The 15,794-nt window shown below is 39.6% G+C and carries 16 protein-coding genes; 9 read left to right on the top strand and 7 right to left on the bottom strand.

The annotated features are described in order from the left end of the window. Positions 1-131 precede the first annotated feature (131 nt). The 3 genes from NSMS1_RS19315 (at position 132) to NSMS1_RS19305 (ending at position 4,017) form a co-directional block, all read left to right on the top strand. Positions 132-1,484, top strand: a complete 1,353-nt coding sequence (locus NSMS1_RS19315) for a serine/threonine-protein kinase (protein WP_224086389.1) — start codon at positions 132-134, stop codon at positions 1,482-1,484. A 24-nt stretch (positions 1,485-1,508) separates the two neighbouring features. Further along, positions 1,509-2,528, top strand: coding sequence for a PstS family phosphate ABC transporter substrate-binding protein (locus tag NSMS1_RS19310; RefSeq protein ID WP_224086388.1), 1,020 nt, complete (start codon positions 1,509-1,511; stop codon positions 2,526-2,528). A gap of 73 nt (positions 2,529-2,601) precedes the next feature. Next, entirely contained in the window at positions 2,602-4,017 is a 1,416-nt protein-coding gene (locus NSMS1_RS19305) for an ABC transporter substrate-binding protein (RefSeq protein WP_224086387.1), read from the top strand. A 256-nt stretch (positions 4,018-4,273) separates the two neighbouring features. On the opposite strand, the gene NSMS1_RS19300 is transcribed toward NSMS1_RS19305, so the two are convergent. After that, on the bottom strand, positions 4,274-5,032 hold the full coding sequence (locus NSMS1_RS19300) for a Crp/Fnr family transcriptional regulator (RefSeq protein ID WP_015137174.1): 759 nt from the start codon (positions 5,030-5,032) through the stop codon (positions 4,274-4,276). A 271-nt stretch (positions 5,033-5,303) separates the two neighbouring features. Between NSMS1_RS19300 and NSMS1_RS19295 the strand changes: the two genes are divergently transcribed. After that, a complete protein-coding gene (locus NSMS1_RS19295) occupies positions 5,304-6,170 on the top strand; it encodes a DALR anticodon-binding domain-containing protein (protein ID WP_224086386.1) in 867 nt (288 codons plus the stop codon). Positions 6,171-6,524: 354 nt separating this feature from the next. On the opposite strand, the gene NSMS1_RS19290 is transcribed toward NSMS1_RS19295, so the two are convergent. From NSMS1_RS19290 to NSMS1_RS19265, 6 genes are all read right to left on the bottom strand, one after another. Then, positions 6,525-7,340, bottom strand: coding sequence for a Cof-type HAD-IIB family hydrolase (locus NSMS1_RS19290; RefSeq protein ID WP_224086385.1), 816 nt, complete (start codon positions 7,338-7,340; stop codon positions 6,525-6,527). Between the two features lie 118 nt (positions 7,341-7,458). After that, positions 7,459-8,223 (bottom strand): energy-coupling factor ABC transporter ATP-binding protein, encoded by a 765-nt coding sequence (locus NSMS1_RS19285; RefSeq protein ID WP_411908639.1) that lies wholly within the window; start codon positions 8,221-8,223, stop codon positions 7,459-7,461. Positions 8,224-8,264: 41 nt separating this feature from the next. Next, positions 8,265-8,915, bottom strand: coding sequence for an energy-coupling factor transporter transmembrane component T family protein (locus NSMS1_RS19280; RefSeq protein ID WP_224086384.1), 651 nt, complete (start codon positions 8,913-8,915; stop codon positions 8,265-8,267). Beyond that, on the bottom strand, positions 8,908-9,831 hold the full coding sequence (locus tag NSMS1_RS19275) for an energy-coupling factor ABC transporter permease (RefSeq protein ID WP_224086383.1): 924 nt from the start codon (positions 9,829-9,831) through the stop codon (positions 8,908-8,910). Before NSMS1_RS19275 ends, NSMS1_RS19280 begins: the two co-directional genes overlap by 8 nt. Before the next feature lie 558 nt (positions 9,832-10,389). Then, a complete protein-coding gene (locus NSMS1_RS19270) occupies positions 10,390-11,556 on the bottom strand; it encodes a hypothetical protein (protein WP_224086382.1) in 1,167 nt (388 codons plus the stop codon). Between the two features lie 225 nt (positions 11,557-11,781). After that, entirely contained in the window at positions 11,782-11,973 is a 192-nt protein-coding gene (locus NSMS1_RS19265) for a CbtB domain-containing protein (protein WP_224086381.1), read from the bottom strand. 630 nt (positions 11,974-12,603) lie between these two features. On the opposite strand from NSMS1_RS19265, the gene NSMS1_RS19260 reads away from it, so the two are divergent. The 5 genes from NSMS1_RS19260 to NSMS1_RS19240 all read left to right on the top strand — a co-directional run bounded on the left by NSMS1_RS19260 (position 12,604) and on the right by NSMS1_RS19240 (position 15,749). Then, on the top strand, positions 12,604-13,617 hold the full coding sequence (locus NSMS1_RS19260) for a multicopper oxidase domain-containing protein (RefSeq protein WP_224086380.1): 1,014 nt from the start codon (positions 12,604-12,606) through the stop codon (positions 13,615-13,617). Between the two features lie 54 nt (positions 13,618-13,671). Then, complete coding sequence (locus tag NSMS1_RS19255) at positions 13,672-14,142, top strand: transposase family protein (protein ID WP_224086379.1); 471 nt, start codon at positions 13,672-13,674, stop codon at positions 14,140-14,142. Between the two features lie 278 nt (positions 14,143-14,420). After that, positions 14,421-15,044 (top strand): hypothetical protein, encoded by a 624-nt coding sequence (locus tag NSMS1_RS19250; RefSeq protein ID WP_224086378.1) that lies wholly within the window; start codon positions 14,421-14,423, stop codon positions 15,042-15,044. A gap of 23 nt (positions 15,045-15,067) precedes the next feature. After that, entirely contained in the window at positions 15,068-15,535 is a 468-nt protein-coding gene (locus tag NSMS1_RS19245) for a hypothetical protein (RefSeq protein ID WP_224086377.1), read from the top strand. 22 nt (positions 15,536-15,557) lie between these two features. Further along, entirely contained in the window at positions 15,558-15,749 is a 192-nt protein-coding gene (locus NSMS1_RS19240) for a hypothetical protein (protein ID WP_224086376.1), read from the top strand. The last annotated feature ends 45 nt before the right edge of the window (positions 15,750-15,794 follow it).

Raw genomic sequence — 15,794 nt, 5'->3', positions numbered from 1 at the left:
GGTATTACTCTGACATAGAACGCAACTGGCTCTAGCGACTTTCAAAGCAGCACCCGTAAGGGTCATTAGTTAAAAACTATGCACTATTGAACTATCGGCTATTGACTAATGACTATGAACTAAAAACTAAAATGAAAGTTTACTGTACTCGTCCACGCTGTGCGCGTCCAAATAACAATTGTCCTGATTTGGATGATATGGCAACGCTGAAGACAACGCCGCAAAAATACTGCACTAGCTGCGGTATGCCATTGTTGCTGGATGGTCGATACGTGCCTATCGATTTACTTAAAAGGGGTGGTTTTGGAGCAGCTTTCCTGGCACGCGATCGCCGCATTCCAGGGATGCCTCTTTGCGTGGTCAAACAGTTACAACCTGCTGGCAATTTAACACCAGATCAACTCAAAACAGCAGAAAGACTATTTGAAACAGAAGCAGAAGTTTTAGCTTATATAGGTAAAGAACACAAGCAAATACCTGAATTGTTTGCTTATTTTCCCATACTGGTTTCTAGCCAGCAATCAGGACAAACAGACCAGTTTTTTTATTTAGTGCAGGAATACATCGAAGGGCAGAATTTAGAAGAGGAATTAGTCAATAAGGGGAAATTCTCTGAACAAGAAGTTCTAGAAGTCATGCAGGAAGTTCTGAAAATTCTTAAGTTTATCCATGACAAAGGAATTATTCATCGAGATATCAAACCCTCTAATATTATGCGTCGTCAAGATGGCATACTGTTTCTTCTCGATTTTGGTGCAGTTAAACAAGTTGCAGCCGCTTCTATTTCTTCTGGCCCTACCACTGGGATTTATACAGTTGGGTATGCCGCACCTGAACAAATATCAGGCAATCGAGTCTTTCCTGCTACCGACATCTACGCCTTAGCTGCAACTGTTCTCAACTTATTATCAGGTGAAGACCCTAGCGAACTTTTTGATCCATACATGAATAAATGGACATGGTGGAAAAAAGTTAACATTAATCCAAGTTTGCGCTACATCCTAGACAAGATGCTTCTACCTGCTGTTAATGAGCGTTTTCAATCAGCCGATCAGGTGCTGGATGCTCTTGGTCAATATTTAACACCGCCAACAATCATTCCCACCTCAATTTCTCATCCAGGCGCAAGTATTAGCAAGACTCAAAGTGCCTTTTCTATTGGAGAATTATTGATTGGTGCAGCGTTTAGTGGTTTTGAGGGAGGATTAATTGCGATCGCCCTGTTCAGTCTGATTAAATCACCCATAATTTCTTTTATTCTTGCCACCTGCTTTTTGAGCTTATTGATATTTGCTCAAACAAAACGTTGGCTAACAAAATTAAATTTATTAATTATTGCCGCAACTAGTTTTGGTATTGTTTTATTTATTCCCGATATTGTTGTACCACAAGTTATTTTTATTTCTCTAGTTGCTGCTTTGATAGCGATCGCTGCTACAGCCCTATTTCGTCTGATTTATCAATTCCTATCTCGGATTATGTAAAAAATTTTGGGATTAGTAGATAATATGTCTCAAAAGAATGAAACTCTTATCCTTTTTTTAGCAATTATTATCCCAGTTTGTTTAATCTTTAGTGGTTTGTGGTTTTTTAGAGATATATGGCAACCTAAATCAACTGTTAGCAACGCTAACAATATTGATAATCAGTCATTACCAAGCAAATGTGATATTTCAATCGAAGGAACCTTTAATTATGGTGGTAGTACCACCTGGGCTCCTATTCGTAAAGATGTAGACTCTGTATTACAACAAACTTGCCCTCGCTTTGTTTTACGTTATGTTCAGCCAGCAACAGAAAAGCCAGGATCGGGAACTGGAATTAAGATGTTAATTGCTAATCAGCTAGCTTTTTCTCAATCTTCGCGTTCAGTTAAAGGTGAAGAAAATGTAGCAGCCAAAAACAGAGGTTTTGGCTTGCAAGAAATTCCTGTAGCAATTGATGGCATTGTAATTGCAGTTAATCTCAAACTGAATATTCCAGGTTTAACTATTAACCAAATTCAAGGTATTTACACAGGTAAAATTACTAATTGGCAAGAAGTTGGCGGCCCAAATTTACCAATTACTCCCATCACTCGCAGTCAAGCTGCCGGGGGTACAGTAGAGTTTTTTATCGAGAATGTATTGGAAAATACCAGTTTCGGTAAAAATATTAGCTATATAGACACAACTACAGAAGCCTTAAGAAAAGTAGCTCAAATTGATGGTGCTATTTATTATGCTTCTGCACCAGAGGTAATACCTCAATGTGATATAAAAACGCTACCAATAGGTCGTGATAGTCAACGATTTATCGTTCCATATCAGGAACCATATATACCTAAATCAGAATGCCCTAATAAGCGTAACCAGTTAAATACTGCCGTTTTTCGTAGTGGCGACTATCCAATTACCCGTAATCTATTTGTGATTGTGAAGCAAAATGGTCAAATAGACGAGCAAGCAGGAAAAGCCTATGCCAATTGGTTATTAACAAGTCAGGGACAACAATTGATAGAGAAGGCGGGGTTTATCAGACTTAAGTAATTAGCGAATAATGCTGAGATAAAAAGTTATATTTTTTAATATAAAAATACTGGAAAATAATTAAAATTAGTTCATGTCGCAAAAGAATGAAACTACTGTTTTAGTAATATCTCTGCTGCTTACAGTGGGAATATTAGGCGGTATTGCTTGGTGGTTTTTTGGCCAGCCTGCGGGAGTTAAGGTTAATGTTTTCACCCCACCATCAGCACCCGCTAATCAGCAGCAAATAAAAGAACGTATTAGTTTTGGCGATAAAAGTCTAATTACAGGTGAGATTACACCTGAAAAAAAAGCCGGGATTGAGGCTTTAGCTAAAGGAAATTATCAGCAAGCGATCGCTAACTTAGAAGCATCCCTTAAACGCAATCGTAACGACCCAGAAGCACTTATATACTTAAATAATGCTCGAAGCGGTTATAATCAAACTTATACTGTTGCTACATCATTACCTTTAAGCACTGATCCTGGCGTTGGATTAGAAATTTTACGTGGTATTGCTCAGGCTCAGAATGAGATTAATCAATCTGGGGGTATTAAAGGCATACCGTTAAAAGTGGCGATCGCCAATGACGAAGATAATCCAAAAATTTCTCAACAAATTGCTAGTAACTTTGTCAATAATCCAGAAATTTTAGGCGTAATTGGGCCTAATACTAGCGATGCTACCCTAGCCGCAGGTGCTATATATAATTCTGGCGAACTTGTAGCCATTTCTCCTACTAGCACTTCTGTAAAAATTTCTAACTTTAGCCGTTACGTTTTTAGGACGGTTCCTAGTGATTTTATAGCTGCAAGAACTTTAGCTAATTACATGACAAGAAGCTTGCAGAAAAAAAATGCTGTAGTATTTTTTAATTCCCAAAGTAATTATAGTCAATCTTTAAAGTCTGAGTTTGTTTCCTCTGTGTCTTTAGAAGGTGGACAAGTATCTAGTGAATTTGATTTGTCTAAGGCAGATTTTAGTGCAGCTAAAAGTTTAGAGCAAGCCAATAAACAAGGTGCAGAAGTGTTAATGTTAGCGGCTAATAATGAAACCTTGGATAAAGCATTACAAGTAGTGCAGCTTAACCAGAAAAAGTTAACTCTGCTTGCAGGTGACGATGTTTATACTGTGAAGACTTTAGAAGTAGGACGTGAACAAGCTATAGGCATGATTCTAGCTGTTCCTTGGCATATTGACGGTAATCCTAAAGCAAGTTTTCCCCAGAAATCGCGTCAGTTGTGGGGCGCTGATGTCAACTGGCGCACAGCAATGGCTTACGATGCTACTGTAGCTCTGATCGCTGCTTTAAATCTTAATCCTACACGTACTGGAGTACAGCAAGCTCTTTCTTCACCTGACTTTTCTGCTCCCGGTGCTGCTGGTGTAGTTCGGTTTTCTAGTTTAGGCGATCGCAATGCTACAGTGCAACTTGTCAGAATAGCTACTGGTGGTCGCTCTCGTACTGGGTTTGACTTTGAGCCAATCCACTCATCAGTGTTGAAATAATATTCCTGAAATATAATCTGTCAATTCAACCTGTAAATACAAACTTGCCCGATGGGACAATCTGTTTGTGGTGGCCAAACAGATTGATGGGACTGAGCAGTAAGCGGGTGTTGCTGGCGACGACTTACTGCTGACTGATCGGGGGTAGGAAACGATGTGCGGAGCTTGACCGCCAAACTGTACCAAAATCTGCTATTGCTGTTAGCCAGAATGGTAGTTCCTAGCCGTAGATGCCCTATAAACAGTCAATTAAGCTTTAGCTAGCTCTGTTGATTGACTCTGCTGGCAAACAAATCAAATTATCCCCTTGGGTGAGGATTAAACCACGTTGACGCAATTTGCCCATTAAGCGGGTAACGGTTACACGAGTTGAACCGATAGCGCTACCAATTTGGGCATGAGTAAGGGGAAAAGGCAGACAGTAACCACGAATGACATCGGGATCGGTTTCACTCATGGCTGGTTCTCCATATTCCTCAATCAACAAGGTGAGGAATCCTAAGAGTCTGTCAATTGTACGCCGTTGACCCAAGGCACTGAGCCACAGCAATTTACGCTGGTGTTGGTATCTGAAGGCATCCATCACTTCACGACGGAAGTGAGGCCAGTTGTCCAAATCGTGCCAATACATCCAAAGTACGGCAGTCTGATCAACGTGAGCGTAGGCTTGGAGCGTGAATGGAGACTGAGCAACAATTTCAAACGGCTGTCCAGCACCTACAAATCCCAAGAAAGCTTCTTCTGGGGTTCTGTTGATCCGTCGAGAAGTCAACTGACTGGCTGTCGCACTTACCTGAGCGGTTCCTACCATGCGGATCGCGCCTCTTTGCACTAGATAGAGCAAACCAGGTCTGGCTGGAATGCGCTCATCTTTGCTAAAGGTGCGGCAGCGATAGTGTTCTTGGGCCCAGTCAAGAATGCGTTGCCAAGTTAAGAAAGGGCGTGATGCCTCAGAAAAGGAGGATGGAGATTGCATAGGTAACAAAGAGCGTTCGGCTGAAGACAAAGACGACATAAAAAAGTGCAAGGAGTGTCTTTGTTTTGTTTGAAGTAGGCTTAACGCCCAACAGCGTCAGCCATCCAAAAAGTAGAGAGCAATTTGCGCCCTACTATTTTGTTATACTTCCTACTGTACAATGATGGTAGTAAAGTTTACATATTATTCATCGAATATTTATCAAATTTTATGGTATTCTCATTTTTCTTCGACCAGAAGAATATTCTATCTAACGGCAGATGACAATCTCCTTAGTATTTTATGAAACTTAATCTCTCATAAAATTCAAGTGTATTGCAATATACTAGTCAGTAAATATACAGCAATCAGAAAGCTGCTATACAGCTATTTACTAGCATCGATAGATAGATTTTACTACCATCAGCAACAGCAAAGCATAATACAAAACCAAATACCACTGTACAAAGTTAGAGATGATAATCGAGTTCTATACATTTCTGGTGTAGCTCTGCGGCTGGCAAAATATCATAATCTTAAATCTATGGAGATAGCCGAGATTATCACTTCTCAAGTATTAGCAATCTGTAAAGAAAACTTACTTGTAAGAATTGTTGCACCTGGGTGGATTCATTTAGAGTTAACAGATCGGTTGCTGGTAAATTGGCTACAACATATAACAACCGTTGATTTGCCAGATGAGGAACAAAGAGAGCTTAAGCAAATTATTAACACTCATTGCTTATTTGCTATACAGTACGCTCATGCACGTTGTTTTTCGTTAATATTGCTAGCTCAACGTGAAGGAATTATCCAATTTAACGAACCATTGCCAGAAAATTGGCAAGAGCGATCGCTCTCAGGTTTGGTATCGGCTATGCAAATACCTTGGTTAAATAGTGAAACACAACTTATTCTTAACCACTCAGCAGAAAGGTATTTAATTTCTGAGTTAATAGGTGCGGTAGATAGCTTGATATTTCCCCAAGATAATAAGCAGATGAATTGGGAAAAATTAGGGTTAGATGTAAGCCAAGCTTTTGAAACTTTTTGGAGTCAGTGTCGAATTTGGGGTGAAGTCAAGGCTAATTGTCCCGAACTCACTCAAGCCAGACTGGGATTAGTGCTGGCTACCCAGATAGTTTTAAGGGTATTACTGGTGACAAAGCTGGGGAGTGTTGCGCCTTTTGAGCTTTAGGAGTAGGGAGTCATCAATTCAAAATTCAAAATTCAAAATTCAAAAGTTTTGCCTTCTGCCTCCTTGCCTTTTGACTATGGACTGTGGACTGTTGACTAATGACCAATGACAATCAAAACTTTTATAACTAAGTATTGACGTATTATCTATTGTCGGATATATTTTCTAGAGTGTGAGGAGCGAACCAGCAAGAACACCGAGACGAAACACGGCCAGTCGTCGGTGTTCTTTCTGATCTATAGGGTTTTTTATTAGGTTATTTTTTTTATAACTAGATTGCTTGTTAGATATTTACTTTCAATTTATTCAGTACGAAATATTAATTTGTACTTTACAAAAAGTAACAAGTAAGGCTTAGGAAAGTAGAAATTTTTCAATCGCTACAGCTGCACCATCTTCTTCAACGGTGGGGGCTACCCATTGAGCGATCGCCTGCACTCCATCAGGCGCATTACCCATAGCGACACCAATACCAGCGTATTCCAACATCTCTACATCGTTGAAGTTATCGCCAATAGCTATGACATCGGTGCTTTGTATGCTTAATAGTTCTTCGGCTAGATAACGTACTGCATTACCTTTGTTGACAAAGGGATTGGTTGCTTCAAAAAAGGTAGCGACGGATGTTGTCAAGTAAAGTTCAGCCGGGGTGTATTGACGGCGTAATGTTCCTAAGAGGTTGCTGATTGCTTCTGTGTCGTCGCACAAGGCTAAAATTTTTGTCGGTTCATTATCTAGAGTTTGGCGTAAATCACCCACCGCAATGGGAGTAATACCAGAACGTTGGGCGTAAATTGCCGTTTCTCTAGTGACTTCCCGCACATAGAGTTGATCATTTATGTAGAAGTGGATGGAAAGCAGCGATCGCCACTGTGGTTGTTCAAAGTAATCTAGTAATTGCTGGGCTGTTTTTCTCGCCAAAGGTAAATGCTGATGAATCTTTTGGTTAGCTGGGTCTTGAATCCATGCACCTTGATAAGCTGCTAAGGGTAAGGTAGAGTTAATTTCCTGATGGAAGCGTAGGGCTGAACGATACATCCGTCCAGTTGCGATCGCCACTTGAATACCTTTTGCTTGTACGGCGGCGATCGCTTCTTTAACACGTTGGCTGATTGTATTGGACTCGCCAGAAATGGTTCCGTCTATATCTAGTACGAGTAATTTAGTCATTGGTCATTAGTCCATAGTCATTAGTCAACAGTCAACTGTTATTATTAATAACCCCACTCAGCACCCAGTACTTACCACTTAGTCAACAGTCAACAGTCAACGGTCAACAGTTAACAATTTACCAGTCTATTGGTAAACCCAACTGATTTAAGGTGTCACCATTCTGTAACAAGGGCTGAATATCGCTGTCTATTTGTATGCGTCCACCTGATAAGACTAAAGCACGTTGAGTCACCTTTCCCAACCAGTTTAGTTCATGGGATGCTATTAAAATCACTTGCACTGGTAAATTGAGTAAAACTTGCGCTAAGTGTCGCCGCCATGCAGGATCAAGACCAGTGGTTGGTTCGTCTAAAATCAGGATTGTCGGATCTAGTGCCAAAATAGCAGCTAAAGCTACAAGTCTTCTTTGCCCTCCCGAAAGTTCATGTGCTGAACGGTTAGCGTAAGCTTCTAAACCGAAGTCAGCGAGTAACTGTCTTGCTTTATCGGTGGCGGTTGCGGGAGGTACGCCGTAATTACGAGGCCCAAAAGTAATGTCTTCTAAGATTGTGGGCATAAATAATTGGTCATTGGCATCTTGAAAAGCAAAGCCAATGTATCGCCTTACTTGAGGTAGGGTTTGAGGTTCTAAGGGGATACCATTAACCGAGATTTTGCCTGATTGTGGTTGTTTTAAACCAATGAGGTTCTCTAATAAAGTACTTTTACCAGAACCGGTTGCACCCATCAACGCCACGCGATCGCCTGGATTTAAGGTAAATGATAGATTATGCAAGACTGGTTCTTGGCGAGGATAGGCGAAGACTAAATTTTGTACCTCGATCACACCTGTTTGTGGATGACGGCTAGAGGGTTGGGTTTGGGAAGTTAAGGATGTCAAGGTAGATACTCTGGGTTGACTGTTGACTGTTGACTAATGACTCACAGGTAAGAAGTGGCTGTAAACGAAAGTGCGATCGCCCAAGCGAATAGAAGTAGGAAGCGTTCTTTGATTCTGAAGTGGGAATCGATGGGTAGTGTTCCGTTGTAGCCGCGAATGATCATGGCGGCGTTGACTCGTTCTGCCCTTTCTAGGGTGCGGATGTATAAAGCGCCAATCATAGATGCACTAGCGTAACGTAGCCAGCCAGCTGCACCGTTGATACCTCTTAATTGGGCGCTGCGCTGCATCCGTGTGACTTCGGCTAGTAAGATTTCGAGGTATTGTCCAGCTAGAAGTAAGTTTTCTTTTAAGGCTGCTGGTACTGGTAAGCTTTTGAGGGCAATGCCGAAACTGTGGGGTGGTAAGGTCAATAAAAAGCTATTCATGACGACTAAACACACCAGGGAACGAACGAGTAAAAAAATCGCTCTCTCCCATCCCAAGGGTAAGGCTACGAGGGAGAGGAAAATTAACTCTGTACCTACCAGTCCTCCTAATTTGGCTAAGGATACGCGCAATAAGGCTACCCAAATTAAGGCGATCGCAGCATACGCACCCAACCAATACCAAGCATGATGCTTTAATAAAGCTGCCCCGACAACAATCACTAGAGACAGATGCAACCGTAAGGGCAAGGACATTTTAAGCATTCTTCGGTCTCACTACTTTGGCAATTCCAAAGGCAACAGCGAAGCAAACCGCAGCCCCCAGAAGTCCAGCAATACTTGTACCAATTGCGCCTAAACCGGGAATTGCGTAGTTTGCTAAGGGTGTGGGGACAACGATTCTGACTTGTTGACTTAGTTTGATAAAACCTAAGTCTCCTGCTACTTTTTCTAAACCGTCTGGCCAGGCTGAGGCGACAAGTGACAATACACCAGCTACTAATACAATGCTAACGACTGGTACTAACCAACCACGAAATTTTTGTTGTTCGCCTGGAAGTAAATCAGGTCGTGCTGTCGCTAGGTAAGTCAATACACCGCCTGTAATTAAGCCTTCACCTACACCAATCAAGATATGAATACCAGTCATGGCTGGTAAAGCTATACCTATGGGTGCGGTTCCTGAAAGGGCTAATTCAATCGCACAAGCGATAGCTGCTACTACTACACTGACAGCCGCCCCAATCCCAGCTGCTAAGGGTAGGCGCTTCGTGGAACCACCAAATAAGCGTTGCAATGTTTGGGTTAACGTCCAGCCTACCCAAACTCCTACAAATGCCATATTAAAAATATTTGCTCCTAAAGCGGTGATCCCACCGTCGGCAAATAACACAGCTTGAATAATTAAAACTGTGGCGATGCACAACATCCCCGCCCAAGGGCTACCTAAAACGATCGCTGCTAATGTCCCTCCTAGTAAGTGTCCACTAGTTCCCCCTGCTACTGGGAAATTAATCATTTGAGCCGCAAAAATAAATGCAGTGGTTAATCCGAGTATGGGAGCGCGACGAACACCAAATGCTGCTTGCGATCGCGCACTTGCAATTAATAGTCCTGCCAAACTTACCAAACCCGTTGCGCCTGCCACTGGCACAGACACAAATCCATCAGGAATGTGCATGATCTTCCCCGTAACTAACTTTTAATCTCACTCAATTAAAAATAATTTAATTTAGTCTTTAAATTATTAAAAACACTATTTTTCTTTCGTTTTCAATGCCCTACCAGGGGATTTTAAGCCTTAATTTGAAAATAAAAATAATAAAAAAATATGCAAACAATTTACTTATTTAGCAAGATATTTATTTTTATTAAGTTAAAACTTAAATCAAGTTTACGTAATGAAAATTTGGGATATTTGCTCTATACCAAAAATGTCATCTCTCTTAAAGATGATTTATAAAGTAAAACGCAAATTCCTTGGCAAAATATTTATCAAAAATAAAGCTCTATCCTCATGTAAGCAAAGTTTTGTTGATAGTCAATAACTTTTGATATTTTAAGACCACTCTCAAGCAGAAATCTGCCGTAAGAAGGTTTACGGCAGATTTATACTTAAGTTTAATGAATTAATATGATAGATATAATGCAAATAAAATACCCAGCTTTTTGATAAAACTGGGTGTTTTATTGAGTCATAAATGCTCTAGCTATATTCAGTAAGCAAGCTATAAAGCACTTACTTAAAATTGAGTTGTGGTTTTCTCCATTGCTGTATTAGTAAACCAATTATCATCCCAATACCGACGATCGCAGTAAAATAGAATAAGCAAATCAATCGAATATATATTGGTGGAGCAATACCTTCTACTTCAATGACTTGTGCAACTTTTATTGGTGCGAATTGACGCTGGGATTCGGGTAATGAAGTAGCTTCTATTTCTACTTTGTGGGGTGAACCATCAAAAAATTGTTCTAACCAGATTAATTTGCCTTCTTGACTGGTAAAGCCTTTGTAGATAAATACTGGTAAATCATGTTCTAAAGCGATCGCTTTTACTTGTAAACTTACATCATTGATTGGCTGTCCTGTGTTACCGTCTATGACCTGTACACTAAAATTCGCCAACCTACCTACAGTCGCGGTTTTGTCTCCCTCCAGTTTGACTTCCAACCCCTGAATTTTTTGTGTCGGGGGTGCGATAGGTTCTTGAGTGGTTGAGTGTCCACTACCATGAGCTTCAGCTACTTCTGCACTTATATTGATAAAGAGTAACGTAACTATAGCTACTATAGTTAATGCACTTAATAATAAACGCACAGATTGTGGTGCTATTTCCCCTTGTCGGAGTTCTTCTTGTCCACCAATTACCCAGCCACCAAGTAATCCTATTGACAATAAAATAGCAGCCACAACAGCAAAATATCTATATTTAACAGGATTCTCTCGCACGTTTAAACTTAAGGTTTGCTCATAAGGAGCAAAAGAATTTGCTATTAAAGGTGATACATTAACCTTTATTTGGTAATGACCACGAATAGGCAATATTTGCTGAAATTCTAGCTTCCCATCAGGTGCAGCTGCGCTCATTTGCAATAATTTTGTTCCTTCTACAATGGGAAAATCTGTAGTCAACCAAAAATTAGATGCTGGGGTAAAAAGTTCTACATTAATCAAGGCATTTTTTAATGGTTTGTTACTAGCATCAACTGCTTGCAACGTCAGTTTAACAGGAGATTGTGGTTTCTCCGCTTCCGCTTCAAAGGGAAGAATCTTTTCTAGGGGTGGGTTAGTCGTAAGTTGCACTTTAGGCACAGAAGTTTGTGTTACACCCACAAATGAATAAAGCACCGAAAGAGCAATACAAACGGCGCTAATCATCCCAAATAATCTATATTTCCGCATAAAATATTCACAAAAGTTAGATAATTTTACACTTGACTAGTTTCCTGTCAAACAAGCTTGAAGCCAAGATAACTATATTCAGCTTTTATTACATATTTAAAAAATAATTGTTAAAACATTGGTCATAAATCATACATCTTCTTAGAGAAAGTTCATGTAGTGTAAAGACTTTTTGCTTTGCTTTATCTACACTACATGAAATACTTCTCAAGTAAAGACCCTAAATTAGTGGCAAGCAACACCTATTGTATGGTGGCGTAATGAGTGTGTTGTGTTGTGAGCAGCAGGATAAGTAGAGAAGAACACAGTCCAGATAACGAGAGAAGATAGCATCATATAAAGTGATACTTGCACAGGCTTAGATAGAGTAACACTCGCTGTCTTACGTAAAACTGGATTAGAAGAAAAAGCTGTCATTTTTGACCTCTTATAATTAAATTAGGTAATTCATCAAGAAACTTTTTGTTGCTTGATTGACAAAAGATATACGATCAACTTTACTTTTGACAAGTGTGTATAAAATGTATTAAATATTCTTTTTCTAAAGAAGAGCTTGTTATGGTTTGGCTAAATCCATTTAAGAAACAATATGACATACATCTGTTGATTTACCATATCAAGTATCAATAGTTATCGATAGAATCAAGCAGGTTGGAAGATATGGACAGCAAGGTTTGAGTTGAGTTATTATTTGCTCACTATTGGCTATCTGTTTGCTCTAATAAATAAAATTGACACAGAAAGTACATATAAATAACAAAAGAAGTACACAGGATTTTTAAGTAATACTATTTTTAGCCTTAATAAATTCTACAATACATCTTTCGCTGAGGTTTAACCTTTGCCGTATTCATGAAATAAATTTATTATAACCAGCTAACGCATCGGAACACAGTCAGGAGCTACACGGTGCAAAGTAGGCAAAATTGTGTTGAGGAAATTCTGATAACTTCCTGATATTATTGACAATAATTCTCGTGTCCTATAGTATACACAAGTGTAGTTGCAAAAGATTTGCAACTTGTTTTGTTTTTGTGGTTGAATGTCATGCCCGATAATTTTGTGCTGGGTAATCAAAGTCTGTGGAGTCGTCGTCAATTACTGAAATTGGGGATATCGGGTGCTGGCGTAACGGGTGCGGCGGTGCTGTGGAATACCTTGTCACAGAGTAAGTCTGTGATCAGAGTGCCGCAAATGGAAATGGACGCACCTGACAATGTTGCGCAACCCATGCGGATGCTGCGAGAGTTTGATTATGGAACGGTGAAAAAAGAAAATGGTCGCACTATTCGAGAGTTTCAGTTAACGGCTGGTACTTCGGTTATTCAGCTAAATAGTGCAGTATCCTACAACATCTGGGATCTTAATGGTCGCATACCAGGGCCGACACTACGAGCAAAACAAGGCGATCGCATTAGAGTACTATTTCACAACCAAGCTGGACATTCCCACTCGCTACATTTTCATGGTGTACATCCAGCCGAAATGGATGGGATACGTCCAGTAAGTAATAATAGCGCCACAATTTACGAGTTTGACGCAGAACCTTACGGCGTTCACTTGTACCATTGTCATATTGAACCTGTTACCCGCCACATCGCCAAAGGTTTATATGGAATGTTTATCATCGATCCGCCGACACCTCGTCCTCCGGCTGATGAGATAGTGCTGGTGATGGCTGGTTATGACATTAACGATGATAACCATAATGAGTTTTATGCTTTTAACGGATTACCCCATCACTATATGGATAATCCGATTCAGATTTATCAAAATCAGTTAGTGCGGTTATATGTCCTCAACATTATCGAATTTGATCCGGCTGTAACATTTCACCTCCACGCCAACTTCTTTGATGTGTATAGATATGGCATGAGTATGCAGGCTAGTGAGAAAACTGATGTCTTGACGATGGGAATTGCGGAAAGACACATACTAGAGTTTGCGTTTCGCTATCCAGGTAAGTATATGTTCCATCCTCATCAAGATGCACTTGCCGAGAACGGTTGTATGGGTCAATTTGAAGTTGTTGCGAACAATCCTCAAAATTCATCTGCTTAATCTTCAATCATATCAATTAAATGATAAATTATCTCATTTATTTTTTGAGAAGATATGGACATGAATATGGAGTTAACAAACCTACTGGATTTACAAGGCGTGCAAGTAGAATCCAAGGATATTTCTGAAGAAGCGATCGTTTTTAACTTAACAATTTCGGCTAAAGGAATGTATTGCCCACATTCTCATTACACAGAAGAATTACACCAAGTCAGACCAATTTTAGTCAGAGACTTAGCCGCATTTGGTAAACCTGTTTACTTAAATTTGCCTCGCCGCCAATTTTACTGTCGAATTTGTCAGCGTTACTTTACCGAACATCTAGATTTTATTGATTATCGCCGAAAATATACACAAAGATATGAAGTGAGTATTTACTCGCAAGTTAATAATTTAGGAGTTGAGCAGGTTAGCCAACAAGAAAAATTAAATATTGAACAAGTGAAGAATATATTCAATCATGTACAGCACAAGCAGCAATCCCAACAGATAACAAGTGCGTTAAAACCGTGTAGTAAATATTAAATCTATTACAATAAAATTTAAAATAATTTAACTATTTTTGTCTTCAATAAAATAAGAAAAAATTATCACCATTTTGGAAAGAAATAGAATATTTCGTATTGATAAACATTTATTTTATTCCAATAACTAGGTATTGTTAATTACATCAACCTTAAGAGTTAATTAATTCTAATCAGTACGAAAAATATTTCTTCATTCTTCTGGTAATCGAATGGAGAAAAAGTTTTACCTGCCATTGTATTAGAACTAATAACGTTTACTACTCCTTAGAGGCTTTTATGGTACTAAACTCACAGGTAGATGCAAATTCCTACGATTTTCCTAAACAGCTAGATATTGCTAAGGTTGCTGTTTATGGATTAAGCATTTTGTCAGCAGGAATGTTTCTGAGTCTGCCTTTCTTCAATTTATTACATCCTAGCCCTTGGCAAAGATGGATGGGAACAATTCATGGTTTTGGTGCATTATTAGCAACAGTTGTAGCTGTATACACAGGACATTTAGCCTTTCCTTTGTTGAGGGGTGTAAGTAAAATTCTGCCACAAATGCGAACCCTCACATTTTGGTCGAGCTTAATTACATTTTTGGGAATAGCTACAGGTAACTTGGCATATATGCGTTATCGTGCCGGGGTAGAATTTGGTGGTGCGAGGGCGTGGTTAAAAGAAAATTCGCCTCTGGGACAGTATGTACTCATGGAGTATCACGAATTTAGTGTACTGTTTACATTGCCTTTAGGCGTAGCTTGTACTTGGATTTTATGGAAGTATGGCGACTCAATTTTAGAGAAACAAAATCGTCCAGTTTTAACAGCAACTTGTGTGGCTTTAATGGCAATGATGTTTTTCTCTATGGGTGGCTTAGTTACAGGTTTGGGTGTGGCGAAAATTCACGCTTTGTAATCGCAATATTGAAGGAAAGAGTAATGACAAGGCAGATATCTTCACCATCAGACTATGAACCTATTTATAGTCAAATATGGAATCAGTTGAAGGGATTTCCGAAATTTCTAGCAGAGGGTGCAAAAAATCCCCCAATTGTTTCTGGCCCGGCGGCTGCGGCTTTAATTAGTGCAGGAATTGGCTGTTTTGCCATGATGGTGACGCATCATTTATCGGATACATCCAAAGACACAGAAAAACTAGTTTGGGAACTAGGAAAATGGATACCTGGAAGCCAAAGTACGAGTAAATTGTGGGGCAATATTGGCAGTTACACAGGCAAAGAAACTATGTTGCTGCTAGGTTGGCTAATTAGTTGGGTGTTTCTCTCAATGATTTGGCGAAATAAACAAATTAAATCTAGAACCATATTTTTCTGGATGTTTGTTTTATTTATTGCCGCTACAGCTATGACTTGGCATCCTTTATTCCCTTATTTACCGTTGAGTTAAAAGTACACACAGGAGTAAATTTATGCGGCAAACAAACCACACATCAAGTAGACAAATGCACAAATACGTCTGGATGTTAGTTGGTGTTTTTAGCCTGATGGCTGTTAGCTACCCTGTAGCTATGTTTCGTGTTAGTCAGAAAGAAAAATTCCAGGGGTTTCATGTAAAATCTCTGACAGTAGAAGGCAAATTATACGCAGATTCAGTAAAGTAAAGACCCTATGCAGCCTAAAAGCAGTGGGCGAACATAGAGTCTAAT

The sequence above is a fragment of the Nostoc sp. MS1 genome, from assembly GCF_019976755.1.
GTDB lineage: Bacteria > Cyanobacteriota > Cyanobacteriia > Cyanobacteriales > Nostocaceae > Trichormus.
Note: the sequence above shows the minus strand (reverse complement) of the source record. Positions and strands in the feature narration are given on the sequence as shown.

Excerpts from the sequence above, each read along its gene's own strand:
- NSMS1_RS19265 (WP_224086381.1), bottom strand. The coding sequence starts at position 11,973 with ATGACAGCTTTTTCTTCTAATCCAGTTTTACGTAAGACAGCGAGTGTT.
- NSMS1_RS19275 (WP_224086383.1), bottom strand. The coding sequence starts at position 9,831 with ATGCACATTCCTGATGGATTTGTGTCTGTGCCAGTGGCAGGCGCAACG.
- NSMS1_RS19240 (WP_224086376.1), top strand. The coding sequence starts at position 15,558 with ATGCGGCAAACAAACCACACATCAAGTAGACAAATGCACAAATACGTC.
- NSMS1_RS19305 (WP_224086387.1), top strand. The coding sequence starts at position 2,602 with ATGTCGCAAAAGAATGAAACTACTGTTTTAGTAATATCTCTGCTGCTT.
- NSMS1_RS19280 (WP_224086384.1), bottom strand. The coding sequence starts at position 8,915 with ATGCTTAAAATGTCCTTGCCCTTACGGTTGCATCTGTCTCTAGTGATT.
- NSMS1_RS19270 (WP_224086382.1), bottom strand. The coding sequence starts at position 11,556 with ATGCGGAAATATAGATTATTTGGGATGATTAGCGCCGTTTGTATTGCT.
- NSMS1_RS19250 (WP_224086378.1), top strand. The coding sequence starts at position 14,421 with ATGGTACTAAACTCACAGGTAGATGCAAATTCCTACGATTTTCCTAAA.
- NSMS1_RS19315 (WP_224086389.1), top strand. The coding sequence starts at position 132 with ATGAAAGTTTACTGTACTCGTCCACGCTGTGCGCGTCCAAATAACAAT.
- NSMS1_RS19260 (WP_224086380.1), top strand. The coding sequence starts at position 12,604 with ATGCCCGATAATTTTGTGCTGGGTAATCAAAGTCTGTGGAGTCGTCGT.
- NSMS1_RS19290 (WP_224086385.1), bottom strand. The coding sequence starts at position 7,340 with ATGACTAAATTACTCGTACTAGATATAGACGGAACCATTTCTGGCGAG.
- NSMS1_RS19310 (WP_224086388.1), top strand. The coding sequence starts at position 1,509 with ATGTCTCAAAAGAATGAAACTCTTATCCTTTTTTTAGCAATTATTATC.
- NSMS1_RS19245 (WP_224086377.1), top strand. The coding sequence starts at position 15,068 with ATGACAAGGCAGATATCTTCACCATCAGACTATGAACCTATTTATAGT.
- NSMS1_RS19255 (WP_224086379.1), top strand. The coding sequence starts at position 13,672 with ATGGACATGAATATGGAGTTAACAAACCTACTGGATTTACAAGGCGTG.
- NSMS1_RS19300 (WP_015137174.1), bottom strand. The coding sequence starts at position 5,032 with ATGTCGTCTTTGTCTTCAGCCGAACGCTCTTTGTTACCTATGCAATCT.